This window comes from Haloarcula ordinaria (genome assembly GCF_029338275.1).
Classification (GTDB): Archaea; Halobacteriota; Halobacteria; order Halobacteriales; family Haloarculaceae; genus Haloarcula; species Haloarcula ordinaria.
In genome coordinates this window covers 2,369,296-2,387,206 of the sequence record NZ_CP119789.1, presented here as the reverse complement: position 1 = coordinate 2,387,206, position 17,911 = coordinate 2,369,296, and the positions used below count along the sequence as shown (strand labels likewise).

10 protein-coding genes are annotated in these 17,911 nt (G+C 53.7%); 5 read left to right on the top strand and 5 right to left on the bottom strand.

The window, feature by feature from the left end:
• Positions 1-17: 17 nt before the first annotated feature.
• Positions 18-1,295 carry a hypothetical protein gene (locus P1L41_RS12575; RefSeq protein WP_276296075.1) on the top strand — a complete coding sequence of 426 codons (1,278 nt, stop codon included), beginning with the start codon at positions 18-20 and terminating at the stop codon, positions 1,293-1,295.
• A gap of 141 nt (positions 1,296-1,436) precedes the next feature.
• Here the strand turns inward: P1L41_RS12575 and P1L41_RS12570 are convergent, their stop codons facing one another.
• Both P1L41_RS12570 and P1L41_RS12565 read right to left on the bottom strand, forming a co-directional pair.
• The gene (locus tag P1L41_RS12570; protein ID WP_276296074.1) at positions 1,437-2,606 is read right to left on the bottom strand and encodes a hypothetical protein; all 1,170 of its coding nucleotides are present in this window, start codon (positions 2,604-2,606) and stop codon (positions 1,437-1,439) included.
• A complete protein-coding gene (locus P1L41_RS12565; protein WP_276296073.1) occupies positions 2,599-4,353 on the bottom strand; it encodes a DEAD/DEAH box helicase in 1,755 nt (584 codons plus the stop codon). Before P1L41_RS12565 ends, P1L41_RS12570 begins: the two co-directional genes overlap by 8 nt.
• Before the next feature lie 144 nt (positions 4,354-4,497).
• Between P1L41_RS12565 and P1L41_RS12560 the strand changes: the two genes are divergently transcribed.
• From P1L41_RS12560 to P1L41_RS12545, 4 genes are all read left to right on the top strand, one after another.
• Positions 4,498-7,713 carry a DUF499 domain-containing protein gene (locus P1L41_RS12560; RefSeq protein WP_276296072.1) on the top strand — a complete coding sequence of 1,072 codons (3,216 nt, stop codon included), beginning with the start codon at positions 4,498-4,500 and terminating at the stop codon, positions 7,711-7,713.
• 275 nt (positions 7,714-7,988) lie between these two features.
• Complete coding sequence (locus tag P1L41_RS12555) at positions 7,989-8,942, top strand: HNH endonuclease (protein WP_276296071.1); 954 nt, start codon at positions 7,989-7,991, stop codon at positions 8,940-8,942.
• Positions 8,943-9,090: 148 nt separating this feature from the next.
• On the top strand, positions 9,091-11,748 hold the full coding sequence (locus P1L41_RS12550; RefSeq protein ID WP_276296070.1) for a DUF1156 domain-containing protein: 2,658 nt from the start codon (positions 9,091-9,093) through the stop codon (positions 11,746-11,748).
• Between the two features lie 2 nt (positions 11,749-11,750).
• Positions 11,751-12,134 (top strand): DUF8076 family protein, encoded by a 384-nt coding sequence (locus P1L41_RS12545; RefSeq protein WP_276296069.1) that lies wholly within the window; start codon positions 11,751-11,753, stop codon positions 12,132-12,134.
• Between the two features lie 78 nt (positions 12,135-12,212).
• On the opposite strand, the gene P1L41_RS12540 is transcribed toward P1L41_RS12545, so the two are convergent.
• Genes P1L41_RS12540 through P1L41_RS12530 form a run of 3 tightly spaced genes read right to left on the bottom strand, consistent with a single transcriptional unit; the run spans position 12,213 to position 17,621 of the window.
• Positions 12,213-14,573 (bottom strand): hypothetical protein, encoded by a 2,361-nt coding sequence (locus tag P1L41_RS12540; protein WP_276296068.1) that lies wholly within the window; start codon positions 14,571-14,573, stop codon positions 12,213-12,215.
• Between the two features lie 58 nt (positions 14,574-14,631).
• Positions 14,632-16,392 carry a 5-methylcytosine restriction system specificity protein McrC gene (locus P1L41_RS12535; protein ID WP_276296067.1) on the bottom strand — a complete coding sequence of 587 codons (1,761 nt, stop codon included), beginning with the start codon at positions 16,390-16,392 and terminating at the stop codon, positions 14,632-14,634.
• A complete protein-coding gene (locus P1L41_RS12530) occupies positions 16,392-17,621 on the bottom strand; it encodes an AAA family ATPase (protein WP_379788911.1) in 1,230 nt (409 codons plus the stop codon). Before P1L41_RS12530 ends, P1L41_RS12535 begins: the two co-directional genes overlap by 1 nt.
• Positions 17,622-17,911: the final 290 nt, after the last annotated feature.

Here is a 17,911-nt window from a genome sequence, read left to right as displayed (position 1 = left end):
AGGTCCCAGCGGAGTCCGTGGCAAAATTCGATGACTGGTGCGAACGTGAGGGGCACGTGAACGGCGGTGACAAAGGCAGACACGCGGAACAGGCCATCATTGAGTATCTACCACCGATGTATCGACCTGAACGCTTCCGCGACGATCTCGACGCGCTTGAAGCGGACTTGCGTGCTGATCTGGATGAGGCCGGGCTCCTGAGTGACCATTCTTCGTCGAAGGAGAGCCCAACTTCGAGATCCAGTGTCGAAACAGCCAAACTCACTTACCGCATTGCCGAAGATGTTCAGGACGAACTCGAACGATACGTCTACGATCAAGAGGGGAAAGTCCGTGAAGTGATCGGAGAATACGTGGCGAGAGCGTTGGACGAATACCGGGACGGAGCTCAAGTTGCACGCGTTCGCCGTTACTACGAGCAACTGCGGGAGAACGTAGATATGGTGTCTGAAGATCGGGTTGGTGCAGTTATTGAACAGTTACACTCTGAGATTGGTGAACGTGAGTATTACAACATCGAGACAATACGGTGTGCTGTCAGTAGCGCCTTAGATGTACATTCCGAAGATGTCCGAAACGACTTCGCAGACCGTGTGATTGAGCGTCTAGAGTTCGTGTCTGTAGAAACAAGTGATGGAGTGTATGCTAAACCGGAAAAGGCAGCGAAGTTGGTTCAACAGAATGAGGTGGACTCTGATTTCAACTGGTCTTCGACGGACAAAAAAGAGCGTGTGGAGTACCTCAAGACAGCTGTAAAGGCTCGTTCCAAAAGCTCAGCGAAGGGTGCCGGCGTTGATTACAATCAGGTCCGGGACGAGGTATTCGATCAACATCCCTGCAACGATTATTGTTATAAACTGATGGAATTGGCTGGCGAGGAGTCTGGCTTCGAATATGGCAAACACAACGGGAAGCTGATGCTGCGCTACACTGGCAAGACCGATCCGTTAGAGGCGAGACCGGATAGCGAGTGGGTCAGTGACGCTGCAAAACGTGTACAGGAGTTCTGTGATGAGACCGGGATGAACCCGGGAGAGGTTGATCAGCCAATTCTCGATAATCTAATTGTACGTGCAAAGTTCATCGACGAATACGACAAAGAAATGGGGCCGAGCGAACGGGCAATGGAAGCAGTAACTGAGAATGACCGTAGATGTGTCCGGAATCGCGTTACTGGTTCATCCGACACCAATGCGGGTCAAACTGAGGATACTGGGAAGAAGGAAATGGATCGGCTAACTGCAGAAGCAGAACCAGTGACAGATGGTGGTCAGCGGAGGAAACATCACGATTGAAACAATTCATTAGAATGTCAGGCGGCCTGCCGCTGATGAAATTCTCCTCGGAAAACGTGACGGCGAGAATCTCTTTATCAGAGTGAAAACGCGGGCAGTATTTCTATGTTCACTTGATCCGGAGAATGTGTCTGTTGAACGCTATCTTCGCGTCTCGCTGGCACACGATTTACACTCAAGTACATCTGATATCGTATGAATCGGATTTTGTTCAGAAAATTCCCGTTCGCACGTTGAACATCGAATGGTGTCAGTCACCCCAATACCGCTCCCATATCCGAAAGTAACGGTTTGACTTGTGCTCTCGTCAAGAAGCTCAAAATCGACCTCGCCCCGCTCGTACTCGACCTCTGTCAAAGTGAGCGGCGTGACCTGCACGTCGAGTGAGTGCCGCTCTCGTATTTCGCGCTGCCGCTCCGGGAACCCACTGTCACGGCGCTCCCGTAACTCGTTGAGAATCTCGTCGAGGTCCTCATACTCCGATTTGAGTTCCTTCCGTTCTCGTAACGCTTGGACGCGTGAATCCTCGTCTCCGGTGTTGATTTGCTCACTCAGGTCGCTGATCTTCGATGATAAGTTCGAGTGTTCTTCCTGCAGTTCCTGGATCCGCTGCTCTTGCAGCTGACGGTACTCCTCAACTTCTGAATCTGCCGCACGGGAGGCTTCTTGCTGAATCTCGTCGAGTTGGTCTTGGAGCCCGTCCAGAACCAGCTTACGAGCGGTCTCCAGAAGTGGTTTCGCCTCCGTCTGTGTCAATTGCGCGTTGCCACCGGAGGTTTCGTTGGACCCTACCGAGGTCAGTTCGATGAAGGATTCAGCTAATCTTGGGAGGTGCTCCTCTGACCGAGCATCAACGGCAACGACTCGGAGGAGCTCCTGCTGGTATTCACTGACAGTCTCGACACCGACATGGAAGAGAATCACGACAGCTGTACGGTCGTAGTACGGGGTGAACTGCGCGCTCTGTACTTCGACATCGCTGTGCCGGAGCCACTTCGGAGTCTCAATGTCTGATTCACTCTCTATCGATAGCTTGCCCGTAGGCGACCGTTCCGCAGCCTCACGGAGGAGCCGCTGAAAGAAGGCACTTTCCGGGTGCAGCTGCTTCGTGTTATCATCGTCACCGTCTGGAGCGCCTTCCCTACGGACGAGTGTGTGTTTCCCGTGGGAGATTTCGGTGTCGGTTGTATCGGGTACAGACACCACCCAATGATCGTCGCTGTGCTCGATAGAACAACCGAGAGAGCGGAGATATCGCTCCGTAAACTGCTCTACCGCAGATTGGGTAACGGAAACGGCGGCGTCAGTCATCGCTCTCCCCTAGATCAAACCCTTCGAACACGCCGCTGTTGAACTCCTCAAGTTTATTGGCGAGGTCACGCTGTTCCTGAAGGTCAACGGCCATCGCATCGAAGTCATTCTCAAGATCGACCTCGGAACCAGCATTCACCAGCCGTTCGAAGATCTCGTCTTCGAAGCTCGTCCCAGACTCTTCTAAGCGGCTTAGGATCGAGCTCAACTCTCCCACGCTCTGCTGGAACAGATCGATCTTGTGGTACAACCGTTCCAGTACGTACTCCTCAACGGTGTCTTTCAGAGCCATATTGAAGATAAATACGTCTCGTTTCTGGCCGATCCGGTGTACGCGGCCAATACGTTGTTCAACACGCATCGGGTTCCACGGCAAGTCTAAGTTAACCAATATGTTACAAAACTGTAAATTACGCCCCTCACTCATAGCGTCGGTTGACACGAGGATTCCGCCCTCTTCTTCGAATTCCTCGACGATCTGTTCTTTCTCGCTGCTGGAGTGCCCACCGTGGAACGCGTGAACCGTATACCCCTCTGAGGCGAGTCTGTCGAGGATTTGCTGTTGGGTAGCTCGGAACTGCGTGAAGACGATTACTCTCCCCATTTCGACGGTATCACGGGCTTCTTCAACGATGTCTAAGAGCCGTTCCTGTTTGGTCACCGTATCGATCTCATCGATCAGATCCAAGATTGACTCTAATTCGTCTGCGTGCGTGAGTTCCGACTGGTCGTAGAGTCGCTTCTCAATAGTCTGCTTAAGTGCAGCCGGACTGCTGACGACCTCCTTCTGTAAGAGCATCAGTACAAGCTTCTGACCCTGGTCTTGGCTGTAGGCACCTTTCACGTAGTCAGAGACCGCCTGATAGAGTTCACGTTCCTTCGCGGTTGGGTCGAACGTCCGTGTGTCGATAGTCCGGTCTGTGAAGTCGATGTCCGTGTCCTCCCGTCGGTTCCGGATCATCACTTTGTTCAGCCGATCCTGTAGTTCGTCTCGATTCACCAGCGTCTCCTGATTACTGTTCACGAAGTAGTGGTGGAAGACATCGCGTGTGCCAAAGAGTCCAGGTCGCAGTAGCGATACGACGTTGTACAGGTCCGTCAGTTCGTTCTGAATCGGTGTCGCCGTTAGGAAGAACGCGTAGTTGTACGAGAGGCGGTCTATCAGGTCGTAGCGGTCCGTCTCTTCGTTCTTGACGTAGTGGGCCTCGTCGAGTACCAGAACGTCCCAATCGCGCTTGAGGACAGTCTCACGGTGTCTCTCACTCTTGGCAGTGTCTATGCTTGCGATGATGTAGTCGTGCGCATCGAAGTCCTCGAACTCGTCGTCGTAGTTGCAGACGAAGTCGAGTCCAAATTTCTCACGTAGTTCCGCTTGCCACTGTTTGGCCAACTGCGCAGGAGTGAGGATGAGGACGGATTCGTCCGTCTGTCTGAAGTGCATCTCCTTGAGAATCATTCCGACTTCGATGGTCTTCCCGAGTCCCACTTCGTCTGCGAGAAGGGCCTTCCCATCCATCTCGAAGAGGGCACGATAGGCCGCATCCACCTGGTGTTCGAGTAGCTTGACGGAGTTCTCGTCCAGCTCCTTCAGCGACCGGAGTTCAGAATCAGACTGTCCAGCCTGGAGACGGACAGCTTGGATACTCTGCAGATGCTCCCCCTCGGTGCTGTCCTCAGACAACGAATCGAGCAGATCGTCACCAGATTCGTGTGTGACCTCGATATCGACGAGGTCGTAACCGCTCATACGTTCGTAGAAACGGGTATGCGTGAAATACATTTGGTGACCGACAGTCACAGACCTGCACACGGTACTGTTGGTGCGTCTCAGGCTGCGTTCACGTGACCATAGTGTTTATTGGGTGCCACGGAGGTTTGTTTAAGTATCAAGATGGCACAAACGGGATCCTTATCAAACACACTCGAAGACACGGTGACCCTCAGCCGCGAGCTTCGAGAGGAGGGGCAGATCGACGGGCAGGTAAAGCTCTACAACGTTGACGACGACGACGAGTTCGAGTCTGATGCGGAACTCTTCTTCGAGCGGACGTTGATGACTCAGGGCCTTAGAGAGGCCATTTCGATCCTCCGTGATTCCTTGACTGGTGACGACCCGCGAGGCACACACATCCTCTACGGCCCGTACGGCAGTGGGAAGTCGCACCAGATGGTGGCGCTGTACCACTGTTTCGATGATCCTGCGGCAGCAGGTGTGTGGGCGAGTGATTCGGTTGAAGGATTCGACGACGCGCTTCCGGAGTCGGCGACGCCGATTACGGTTGCGATGCAGAACGAACAGTACGAGTACCTCTGGGAGCCTTTTTTCGAGGCTCTCGATTACGATCCGGGGACGTTCGAATCGGGGGGATATCCCGACATGCAGACGATTCAGGAGGCTGTCGGTGACGACACGGTCGCGTTCTTTGTGGACGAACTGGAGGACTGGTTCGATACACTACAAGGCGACCGAAAGAGCGCTAACAAAGCGTTCCTCCAGTCGCTGCTCGAATCCACCGCGCTCTCTGACCTCGAACTCTACACCATCGTCTCCGTGCTCCGTGAGGGATCCGAGGTCCACGACATTCTGAATCGGGAGCAGGCGGTTGAGGTCAATATGAACAACCAGGTGGATAAGCGCGAGGTCCTTCGTCACCGCCTGATCGACTCAGTGGACGAGAGTGCTGCCCGCGAGATTGTTAACGGGTACTTCGACGCGTACGATCAGGCAGAGGGGCACGTCGATATACCTGACGACCTGCTGTCGGAGATGCATGACCTCTATCCGTTCCACCCAGTGCTTCTGGACGCGCTTGAGACGCGCTACTACGCCGATGAGGGGAACCAGAACACGCGGGGGATGATTTACCTCTTCTCTAAGGTCCTCTTACAGATGCAGGATCAGACGGATCTGATCACTCACGGGGACATCGATGCAATCGAATTCGAGGACGAGCTGGCGAAGATCAACTACGAGCGACTGAACGCCGCCACGGGTGACATCAAAAGTCGTGTCGACACGGACGAAGTACCCCACGGTCGTCGCATCCTGAACACAATTCTGCTCTACTCGCTGAAACCCAGCGAAGGTGAGGGTGCGGAGGTCTCGGAAATCGTGATGGGAGCCTACCAGACGGGTGACCTCGTATCCGACGTCGTCCTCAATCTTGAACGGCTCCACGGCGTCGCGTGGCACCTTCACAAACTGAACGGAAAGTACGCCATCCGCGACCGACAGAACCCGAACGCACTCATCCGGAACGCGGCCGTGGACGTATCGGAGACGTCGGCGAAGGCCGAGATCGCGGACTTCATCACAGATATCTTCGGCTCAAACGCGTATCCGGTCGGATTCCGGACAAACGATATGCGAGACATCCCGGACGACCGGGAGGTCAAAGTCGTCGTGAAGGACAGTCAGTGGTCGCAAGAGGAAATTAAGAAGGTCATCACGAACGACGGGCGCGGACGCGAATGGCGCAACACGCTCGTGTTCGTCCAACCTTCCGGCGATAAGGCCGTCGAGTCCGGTACGCGATATATTGACAAAGCGCGGTACATCGAGGGTGCCCGGCAGGTACTCGCCGACGAATCCCTCGATGACGAAATCCGCACGTCGATTCGGAATATGAAGGAGCAGGAGGAGAACGAACTCCGCGAAGAGCTTCAACTCCTGTACGGCGAAGTCATTGACGGCGACAATCTGTTGGACGACGACGAGTGGGAGAAAGTCGAGCCGATGGACCTCGATGTCTTCGTGCTCGATGACGCCGAACTTGACGCGACGAATATCGCAGATTCGGCTGCTGCTGACCCATTCGATCTGCAATCACACGTATGGGACATTGCGGAAGACCTGCTGGAACGACGTGGTGAGATCTCGGTGGAGGATATTTACGAGCAATTCCTCCGTGATCCAGAATTCCCGATTCCCGGCAGCGCAAATGACGTGTTGAACGCGACTGTCGAGGCACTCAACGGCAAGCCGGTGCTCGCCCGTGACACCGGCGGGTTCCGCGACGACCTCTCTGGAAGTTCGCTAGATACCGTTCTCGTCCAGCAAGAGGACGTTGACGTGTGGGGCGTCGATGACGTCGAACAAGAACTCCGCCAGCGCTTCGGGAGCGGAACAACAGCACTCGACATCGGCGACCTGGAGCTTGAGCTCGTCGAGGACGGCGAGGTATGGATCGACGGCGACAGCCACGACGTCGTGATGCGTGCCATCGGCCGGCTCGCTCGTGAGGAACAGTACGTCATTGTCAAAGGGAACGAGATCCTCGACAAGCCCCAGTCCGACGCGACGCTCCGCGACGTCGGCGGCGCAGAGATCGTCGGTACGTCGTCGCTCGTGGAGCGCATCCAGACGCACATTGACGACGACGGCTACGCGAACCTCGACACCATCATCGGTGAGATTCGTGCGGACGAAGCAGTGTTCCTCCCGCCGGACGAGACGGAGTCCGTCGCACGAGAGGCGGTGAACGAGTTCCTCGTTGACGACTACGTGCTAGAGGCTGGCGGTCGGTACCTCGGGTCGCTCGGCGACCGCGACCCGACGGCGGTGAAGATTGTCCCGACGGTACCGGATCGGATCGGCGACCAGATCCTGGCGTACATCGAAGATCTGGACCCGGGCGACCAGTTCACCGTCAACAAAGTCACCGACCGGTTCGACAGCAGCGTCACCGAGTACATGGTTCGGACGTACCTGCTGGAGAACATCGGGAAGGACGAGGAGCCGGAGTACGTGGTCAACACCACCGGGTCGGACAAGGCCTCGGACTGGGTGCCCGGCTATCCGTTCCGGAAGGCCGACACGGAGGCTGACACGTGGCGTTTCGAGTACAACGGCGACGACGTCGCCGCGATGCGGAGCAAGTGGCGGAACAACCACCAGACGGGAAGCGTCGAGTACGGCGACGTCACGTTCATGCTGCCCGACAGGGAAGGTGTTCCCGGCGCTCTTCAGGGGACCGCCGACGTCGAGCGCACGCAGGTCAGCTTGACGTTGCGGTCCGAACAGGACTACACGAAGGTGCAGGACCTGTTCGAGCGGATGCCTGATGAGGCGTCGAGTCTGAAGATCGAGATCAGCTTCCAGAAGTAGCTGTAATTCAGCTGTATCGTCTCCTCATTAACCATCAGTTCCTATTCTTTGTGCTTGCCCAATTAATCCAGATACCGCAGTAGAATAACTGTGCCCGAATGAGTGATTCCGGCCGCCATCCAATTACAAAGGAAAGATCGTCAGTTGTTACCTATCGTCCTGTTTTTCAGCGGTATTGTATATCTGTGGTTGAGATTTTCCTCCTTTGGAGTGGTGGATGTTGATCAGGATGCAGATTTATTTCACTCTATGCTCAGTTCCCTGCTAAGAGACCTATGTCAACTGATACCCTGTCAAAGGAACAATTGCATCATAAACTTCTTTCAGCCCTTGATTATGCTGTGGTAGACTATTCTGATACTTCTCAGAAGCCATTAGAGATCACGCTGGATCACCCGCTCCCTCCGAAAGTTCGAGTGTATATGTATAATGTCACAAGCCCAAAAGGTGACCGGCCAAATGACGAATACAAAGCACAACTGATAGCACCGGGCCAAGATAGCGACGAACGAGGATCATTCGATTTCTCTGATGATTGGCTTGTTCTTCTAATCGGTTACGAACAGAATGAGGAGGTCTTTGTATTATGGGATGGATATTTACATCCAGACTTTTCGTTCTCAAAAACAGTCTATGTGAAGCAATGGGCTATCAGGAAGGCAGTTCGTGGTGAGTTGGGAGAACAGACTAGAAATTTACAAACTGGTGAGGAAGTGGTTATCACGGCCAATAGTGAGAATCTAAATGAGGCAATTCGTTTGCGAACCTCGCTCTCAAGTTCATCTCTCCCAGAGGGAACAGAAGCAGCTGGGGTATCCAATCCGGATCCGGAAAGGAAGGCTACTGACTATGATATACCTGATGAAAGGACATCAGAGACCACCAGAAAAATCCGGAATACGACTATCGTCAATAATCTAAAGCAGAGATACAACTACCGTTGTCAGGTCTGCGGGAAGCGTAGAAAACAATCAAAGGATGATTTCTATGCTGAAGGACATCATTTGAAACCTCTGAGTGATGGAGGACCTGATGACATCAGAAACATAATCATACTCTGTCCCAATCATCACGCGGACTTCGATTTTGGGATGGTCAAAGTTGATCCAGACTCATTAGAAATCAACCACTGCTACGAGGATGCAGAAAGAGAAATCAAATGCCGACCGGGACACGATATTGATCCCAGATTTCTAGAATACAATAACGATCACATCACCGAATTCTAAACCGTCGTATCGCTTCTCAAGTCCCGATTTACGATTGATGAACAGAACAGCAGTTGATACAGGTTACAACAGGCTAGTGACCGTTGCACTATACCCTATTGTCGAGACACCCGAATCCTTATGCAGTCAGATTGTGCTTCATCCATATATGACGGATAGCTCCGGAGAGAAGCAGGTTTCTGAACGTCAATCTCTCCCGATTGAGAAGGGATTCCCCATTGAACGGGTGAACGAGATCGCCGCGAAAGAAGGCCGTGCGAAGATTCACTACCGGCCGATTTACACGATGCACAAATGGTGGGCACGCCGTCTCGGCTGCGTCTTTCGTGCCGTTTCTCTGTATACACTGCTGGATGACCCAGAGAAGGTAGAAGTGTTTGAGCCAGGGAATAAGGACCAGACACTCGCCGGTTGGGGTGACGACGACACCGACGAATTCGATGTCGCGTCCCTGCTTGAGCGGGTGGACATGATGGATCCGGAGAGCCTCTGGAAGCTCTATCCCAAAGACGTCCAGGTTGAAGATAAGAAGATCCTAGATCCATTCATGGGGGGTGGGACATCGCTAGTTGAGGCCTCACGTTTCGGAGCCGAAGTCGTCGGAAACGACCTAAATCCGGTCGCATGGTTCGTTACAAAAAAAGAACTTGAGGCCGGACAGACCGACGTCGAAGACCTCAAAAACGCCTTCGAAGAGGTCAAGGAAGATGTCGCCGACGAGATCACGCAGTATTACCGGACTCCTTGCCCGAACGGCAACCACGAGGCTGATGTGATGTACAACTTCTGGGTCAAGGAGTTGGACTGCGTCTCCTGTGGGAGCACGGTTCCGCTGTTCAAGGATTACCGTGTTGCGAAAGGACGTTACGAGAATGATGACCAGTATAACGTTCTTTGTCCGGGCTGTGGAGCGGTCACGCTTGTAGACGATTGGCAGTCTGAGAGTGTCTGTAACGATTGTGGACACGGGTTCGTCCCTAAGGAAGGAAACGTCTCCCGTGGTGGGAAGTACAACTGTCCTGACTGCGGACAGAAGTATGCAATTACGGACGCGATCCAAGAACAGGGGGGTTACGACACGCGTCTGTACGCTCTGGAGTATTATTGTGAACACTGTGAGGATGCAGGTGAAGAGCGAAGCCTGTACAAAGGGTACAAAATGGCTGAAGATACGGATATTCAGCTGTTTAACGAAGCAAAAGAGAGGTGGGAAGGAAACAAAGAACTCAGTTCTTATTCACCTTCGGAACATATTCCCGAAGGACACATTCCTTCAGAAAGAAATCCTATCTTCGACCATGGGTATGAAGAGTGGCAGGATATGTTCACCAGCAGACAACTTTTCGGCCTGAGTACGCTTCTACGTTCAATTGACCAGAACGTGCCGGACGATAATCTTCGGGAATTGTTGCTTCTGGGCTTCTCTGACAGCCTGATGTTCAACAGCACGTTTTCTATCTACAATCTAAACGCTAACAAGATCGAGGGCACGTTTAGGATGAACTCATTCGTTCCCCAGACAGACTTCGTTGAGAACAACCTCTGGGGTACTAAATTTGGACGGGGAACTTTCTCCAACACGATGGACAAAGTCTTCAATGCTGTAGAATACGCCTCAAACCCCACAGAACGCTATATCGAAGATGGTGAGACAAAGGAATCAGAGCCGTTTTCGAAGGAAATTGGTGGAACACATACTCTGAATTTGGGTGACGCTAGGACGATCAATTTCGGTGAAAACGAGTTTGACGCAGTGATTACAGATCCTCCGTACTATGATAACGTCATGTATTCAGAGGTTGCTGACTACTTTTATGTTTGGCAAAAACTACTACTGAAGGGGGACTATCCGGGATTCGATAACGAAAAAACACCCAGAGCAGATAGTATTGTCACGAATCCGTTCCACGGTAAAACGGCAGAAGATTTTGAATCTGAGCTGGGACAAGCATTCGAAAATATCCACCACCACCTCAAGTCAGATGGTCTGTTGGCATTTACTTACCACCACTCTGACTCGGAATCTTGGGGGGAATTACTGGAGTCCCTTTGCGAGACTGGATTCGAGGTAACGGCCACGTATCCCATCTCCTCAGACCTGAACAAGTTCATCAGCGGAGAAGCCGTTTCCTTCGACATCGTCGTCGTCGCCCGTCCCATCGACGACACCGAACCCGCATCTTGGAACTCCCTCCGCCGCGACATCTACCGCACGGCTCGACGCACCCGCAAGCAGCTAGAAGAGAACCGCGACCTCTCCCGCGGCGACATCGGCGTGATGGAGATGGGCGCGTGTTTCCGCGAGTACTCCAAGCACCACGGGAAGGTTCAGCGCGACGGAGAGATCATGTCCGCAAAGGAGGTCGTCCAAGAGATCTACGGCATCATCCAAGAGGCAAGTGACATCGGCGTCGAGGACGTGTTCATCGACCTGCTGGACACACCGAATCCCTCGTTCGACGATGTCAACAAGCTCTGCCGCGGGACGAACGCCACACCGGAAGATCTCAAGGAGACGCACCTGTACAACCAGGACGACGGCTTCGAACTCGGCACGTGGGACAACGAGAAGCGCCAGGCGTACATCCAGGAACGCGTCAACGGCGACGGCGGCGACCACCTCTCGAACCTCGACAAGCTCCAGTTCCTCCGCTACCGTTACGAGAAGGGGCAGGCGGTCCAGAACTACGTCGAGAAGTGGGATGTCGATGACGATATGCGTGAGCTCGCTGGGCGGCTCGCCGACGTGACCGGCGACGACACGTACACGCGGGTGCTCGGCGACCGCGACATCACGAGTTACTAACCATGGCAGGACCAGGCCAAATCCCCGGACGATACAACATCATCGTCGAAGGGGAGTACGACGTATTCGACCACCAAATGCCGGTCGAGGAGTTCATCAAGCGCCTCAAAGACGACGACGTGCCCGACAAGGTCACCGTCGTCGGACTGGGTGATGCGTTCGAGGACGGTGACTTGGCAGACGAACTCGCTCATTCAATGGATCGACGAGCGAACGACCTAGAGTATCAAAGTCCGACCGTCCAGTTCGTCGCCGAAGGGTCGTTCCACCGGAGCGGGAAGACCTACGACCTTCGCTACAACGACGCGCTACACTCCCTGCAACAGGTCTTCGGTCCACAACTCGAACGGAAAGAAGGGGGTGACTGGCTCGTCGCTCCATTTTAAAATTCAATAGCTGATCTCAGTAGAGTGGTTCCTACTTACTGTTCGTGATTCACAACAACTCAGAGAGCCAACCGACGCCTATTCGGTGTGGTCTTTGAGAGTCCGACTTCGGGTAGTACCCTTCAACGCTTGCAGCACTCGTTCTTCAACGGCATCGTATGCGTCTGAATCAACAACAGAGTATCCGTCCTCACCTGCCCTAATCTGCTCTGTAAATGCTCTTCTGAACGCAGCTTTCACCGAGGGGTACTCGATGATAGGGTCGTAGTGTCGATCAAAGACTTCGTACAGGGACAGCAGGGATTCGAGGGGAAGGAAAGCGACCGGGATCTCGCCTTTCTCCACTTCCTCACTCTGTTCAAACCACTCCTGAACACGAGAGGAAACATGAGGGAACTGCCCTTCTCGGAAGTTATTCGAGACGAAGAGGTGGGCATCTAAATTTTCGTCGTCTGAGAGCGAGACTGAGAGAGCACCGCCGAGGTTTTCGGTGACCATGTACCAAGCAGCTTTGTTCTTCTCCCCGGCATCGAGGTCGTATCCCTTCTTGGTGTAGGTGAGCTTCGGGTCGTAACTTGTGATGAAGTACCCCTCGTCTTCAGGAATAACCAGGCAGCCATCTGTTTCGGTTTCTCCTTCTCGGCCCCACCGCTCAGTGAAGAGAAACATAAACTTCAGGAGGTAGAACACGTCCCGTTCGAATTCGTTGTAATCGTAGTCTTCTTTCAGTTCCTTCCGCTCTCCCTGTGAGAGACTGTCAAATTCGCCTGCTGCACCGCGCTGATGTAGGTCCTGAAGTCGTTCGAATGCTTCATCGGCACGCCCGATGATCCGATTTCTGAACTGGGACTTGCTGTTACGGATCGCTGAGACAAGAAGGTCCTCTGGTGAGTCGGTTGTCAACAGGTCGTGTAGGTCAATAGTCCCAAAGTGCTCTCGTCCGTTGAGATACGCTTTCCCGTAAACCACGAGAACCGAATTTAGCAGGTATTGATTGATGCGTCGAGGAAGGCGACCATTTCCGAGACAGTAGTTGATGTACTCATACCGGTGTGTGTTGGCTTCTTTTCCTGCGCTCGCAACTTCTTGGAATGTAGTCCTGATGTAGTCGTTGTGCTTGGTCTCATACTGGTCAATTGAGACGTTCAGGAAGTTGATGCCGTTATTTGATAGCGTATCACTGGTCTCTTTCAACGACTCAAATGCTGCTTCGTGGACCGCCGCATCGTCAACGCTGACCTCCCTTCGAATGTCGGCTCTAAAGCTATCTCCCTCACATTCTTCGCATTCCTCTGGTTCCTCTTCCTCATACACCTCGTGACAACGGTAGCACTCGAACGTGTCAATTTCATCTACTTCGATGAACCTGTTCAGAAGCGACTGCTCTTCCTCTGGTAAATCCTCAAAGTACCTGTTATACGTATCAACTGCACCGGTGAGGATCTGATGGAAGATGTATGAATCCCGTAACTGGACATCATAGGGATAGATGCTGTCGAACGAGATGCCTAGTTTATTCTCGATCAACAATTGAATCGCCTCCTTTTCTGACTCGGGAAGGTACCGATCTTGAATCTCGAAGTAGAATCCCGTTTCTTCGCGCTCTACTTTCAACTCAACCTTCTTCCCCGTCTTGTTGTGGTTGAAGCCGAGGTGAGATAGCTCGGAGAGGCTCTGTAGATCGACGAGTTCCTGAAAGACGGCTTCTGACTTGAGATCGTTCCGAACTCCTGCGGGGTTGCTCAGAGAAAGAGATGACCCATCAGGGAGGTAAGTTCGTTGGAATTCTACTTCAGTGAGTGTGAGCGCTTCAATCTCATCGTTGAAGATGGAGGCAAGTCCATCAATAACGGGCTGAGTCGTTTGTGATCGCTCTATTCTGTCAACGCCATCACTGTCCGTGAAAGTCTTTGAGAACTTCTTGATGCGATTCTTTGCGCCTCGTACCTCTACCTCACCACCATCGTCTCTCCGCACGAACAGTGGGTGGGCTCGCTCGAACAATCGACTCCGGACACGATTGTCTTCCCGCGTGGTGACACGGACCTCTTTGCTCGGCCATACCAATGTGAAACCGTCAGCCAACTCCTCGACAAAGAGGCCCTCCTCTTCGAGTCGTCGAAGCTCGTCATTGAGGTCAGTTTCCACTTGGAAGCCATTGCTCCCACTGCTCTTTTGAGTCCATTTCTCTTCTGCCCAGATAGTGAGTAGAATCTGCTGGGCAAGGTCGGGGGATTGATCTGCTAATTCTGCGAGGAGATCGTCAGTAGACTCAAACCGGGAGTCGGTACGTTTCGTCCGCCCAACATAGAATTCGGATACGAGATTTTCAAACGTTCTTTCTGATTCCGGAATCTTATCATATTTCTTTCCAAGCAGGAGACCCCAGAACCCGTCGTCGTCCGAGAGGGGATCATGTGATGTCATCTCGTTACTCATTCAACTATCTGATTAGTGTGAAATCGGGTATAAAGAGACTGTCGGACGAAACGAACATTCAGAGGAGTTTCAGCGGACCTTCTTTCTCCACCTCACCGGATCCGTTCTGGAGGAAGTAGAGGTCGATCCACTCTTGTCCGTTCTCACGGCAGAACACCGGCACGCACGTTGTGGTGTGCTCGTAGCGCTGTTCACAACGCGTTTCAATCTGTTCTCGCGTCCAGTCGCCGTCTTGCTCTAAGTCGTACCGATTGCGGACTTCCCACGAGTGCTCGTCGGCAGCAGCCTTGAGGACGCGGAGCGAGAAATCCCGTGTATCCTTGAACGTGAACGGGCCGCTCATCGATTTCGCCTCGGCCAGATCTGTTTCTTCGACGCCGTCGAGGCACAGGCGGTTCTCCGCAACAGCACGGAAGGCTTCGAGTTCGGGAGATCTCTTGACGAGAACGTCGTGCAGATAACACTGAACGACGTTGCCATATCCATCCAGCGAGAACTCTAACTCAGGTGAGACGATCTGCAGCTCTGCCCCAGTCTGGGCGACTCGACGACGCTTCGGTTCAAGCAGCGGACACAGGAACGCGAGTCGGTCAGCGTGGAGAAGATAGGCGTAGCTGAACAGCCGCGACCGGGACGGTGATTCCTTCACCGGATCGTGGCCTTCCGCGTAGTACTTCGAGTCCAACACGGCCAACGTCTCCTCGCCCTCCTGCAGGGCGTGGTCCGGCTCGTGGTAGATCTGGCCCTCACCCTCGAACGGATTCACCGACGGTGACCGAACGGGTGTCACGTCATCGAGTTCGCCGAGATGGTCGTAAGACTTGATGTACGAGAGTTCACGCTCAATGACGACCTGGGAGTACTGCTCGAACAACGACTCCATATTCAGAACGTAGTCTACGACCAATTCTCGTGGGCCATCGCGGAGTTGCTGGCCGAGCGACGATGACATCACCGCCTTAGCGACGTCGAACGCCTTCTGGTAGTACCGACGCTGTTTCGGGAGATCGTGGAGCGAGATCCGGCGATACTCATCCATTCGGTCCAACCCACTTCCGACGCCCATACTCTCCAAGCGCTCCACCTCCCGGTGAACCTCTGAGAAGATTCGGTCGTACGCAGGATGGTCGTTCTCGTGAGAATTCTGCCGGAAGAGTCGAAGAAGGGTTTTTCCAGCGAAGTGCAGCAGCGAGTTCGCGGGGTTGTCGTACTCGGTCTCGTTGCGGATCCAGTGTGGCTCCAGCGTCCCGCGTGCGTGGTTCAGGAGTGTCTGTTCGACGTCGATCTCACCACGACCATCAAGGCTGTCGACACGCCGAATGATGAGGTCGCGGATGTACCCTTGCCGGTGAATCGTCTCTAACCCGTCGAGATAGTTGATCGCCAGAACCACGAAGACATCGTCGAGGTGGATATCGTCGGAGAGGAAGTCCTGAAGCGGGATCCCGTGATACTCAATAGACCGGTTCTGGTCGTAAACGGCCAGCAGCATATCGAAGATGTACTCCCAGTCAATCTTGGGATCGACCTGCACCTTCGACGACGGTGTGAGGCTCACGACGCCGATGATGTCGGTTGCTTCGACGTGGAGTACCTCATTCTCGTCGCCGTCAACGGTGACCGTGACGACCTCGTATTCTTTCTCGCTGTCGAGTGCTGCTTGACTCTTCGTGAAGACGCCAGGACTCTTCTGGGTGAAGGATGCGCGACGAAGTTGATCCCCAATGGACGACGGACAGCCCTCTATCCGGATTTCCCCACGTTCGGGGACGTTGAAGGTGTCCTGCCCGTACTCGTAGACTTCGTCAACGGTGCTCATTACTCGTAGGAGCCCATCTGGCGTCGCTCCTGTTCGAGTTCCCGTTCGGCCAACTCGGCAGCAGGGGCGAGATCGTACTCCTCAAACTCGCCATTCATCGCACGGTAGTGTTCCGCGATTCGCTCGATCTGCGGGAACGCAGCGGCGTTCAGGAGTCGCGGAACGATGTATGTCCGGAACGCCTGTCCGACCGCGTCAGTCTGATCGTACTCGTACTCTCCGCCTTCTCGGCAACCGACACCAAGGAAGACGGCGACGTCGCGGTAGTGCATCGGGCCAAATCGCATAATCGACCCTTGCGATGTCGATTCGTGGCCGTGGTTGATTCCCTGATAGTCCCGCTCGAACAGGCGGAGGATCTCGCTTTTGCCGAGTTCGGTGTGATCAGTGACGTGCGTGGTGATCCAGTGTTTGAACAACTGGCGACGTTTGTCCTCCTCGTACTCGTCAAGCTCGATCATGGCGAACCGGCGGGTGATCGCGTTGTCGAGTTCGTTCACCGTCCGGTCGGACATATTCATCGTACAGATGATGTTCACCCGTTCGTCCAGTTCGATGGTTTCGCCCTCGTCGGTCTCGAAGATGGTCTGGTGGGGATTCTCGATAGCGGTGTACAGTGGTCCGAAAATCTTGGAGATGTCCGCCCGAGTGATTTCGTCAAGAATGACGCCGTACTCGACGTCGAACCGTCGAGCACGCTGAACGGCTTCGGACACACACCCGAGTTTCGTCCGGTAGCTTAGCGAGTCACCGGTGTAGTCCGGGCTGATGCCGCCGATGATGTCTGATGGCGTCCACGAGGGTGTTGCGGTGTTGAGGGCGTATCCAATGCCGGTCTCACGGGCGAGCTGCTTGGCGAAGGTCGTCTTACCAGTTCCAGTCGGCCCGTACAGAACGACCGGCTTCCCGGCTTCGAGCGCGACTTTGGCGTTGCGCTCCACGTCGTTCGGTACGAGTATCTCTTCAGGCGTTTCGTCACCACGGAGGCTCACGATGCGCTTGAGACGATCCGACGCTAGTGCTGACTCAAGTACGGCACGCCGAACCTGACCCAGACCACGCTCTCCGTCGTGGACTACGTCAAGTTTCTCGTCCTCGATTAAATACTCCAGTACATCTTCGCTCTCTGCATTCCGGATTGCTTCGACGACGTCGTCGGTGACACGGCGAAGAATTCCGATTTCGTCCTTAGCATCCTCAAGCGTATAGTCGTCCGACGAGTCACTCATCATCTGACACAGGTGGGCCGGAGTATATAAAATCCCGTTCAAGAATGAGAATTGAAAAGCTGAGATTGCCCTCGAATAGTGAATTCTCAAGAGGAATCCCTATTCGTCGGCTTAGAGGTACCACAATTTGCATCTGCAGAATCACAATCCCACAACAGGACTTGAACCTATACGCATGTTTTCTCCCCCGAGATGGTTGGTTGCGATGTTCTCCGACTATAGTGCTTGGAGAGTGGCAGATAACTGGATCAAAAACGGCGGTCCAGACACTATCCGTTCTTCACCGTTCT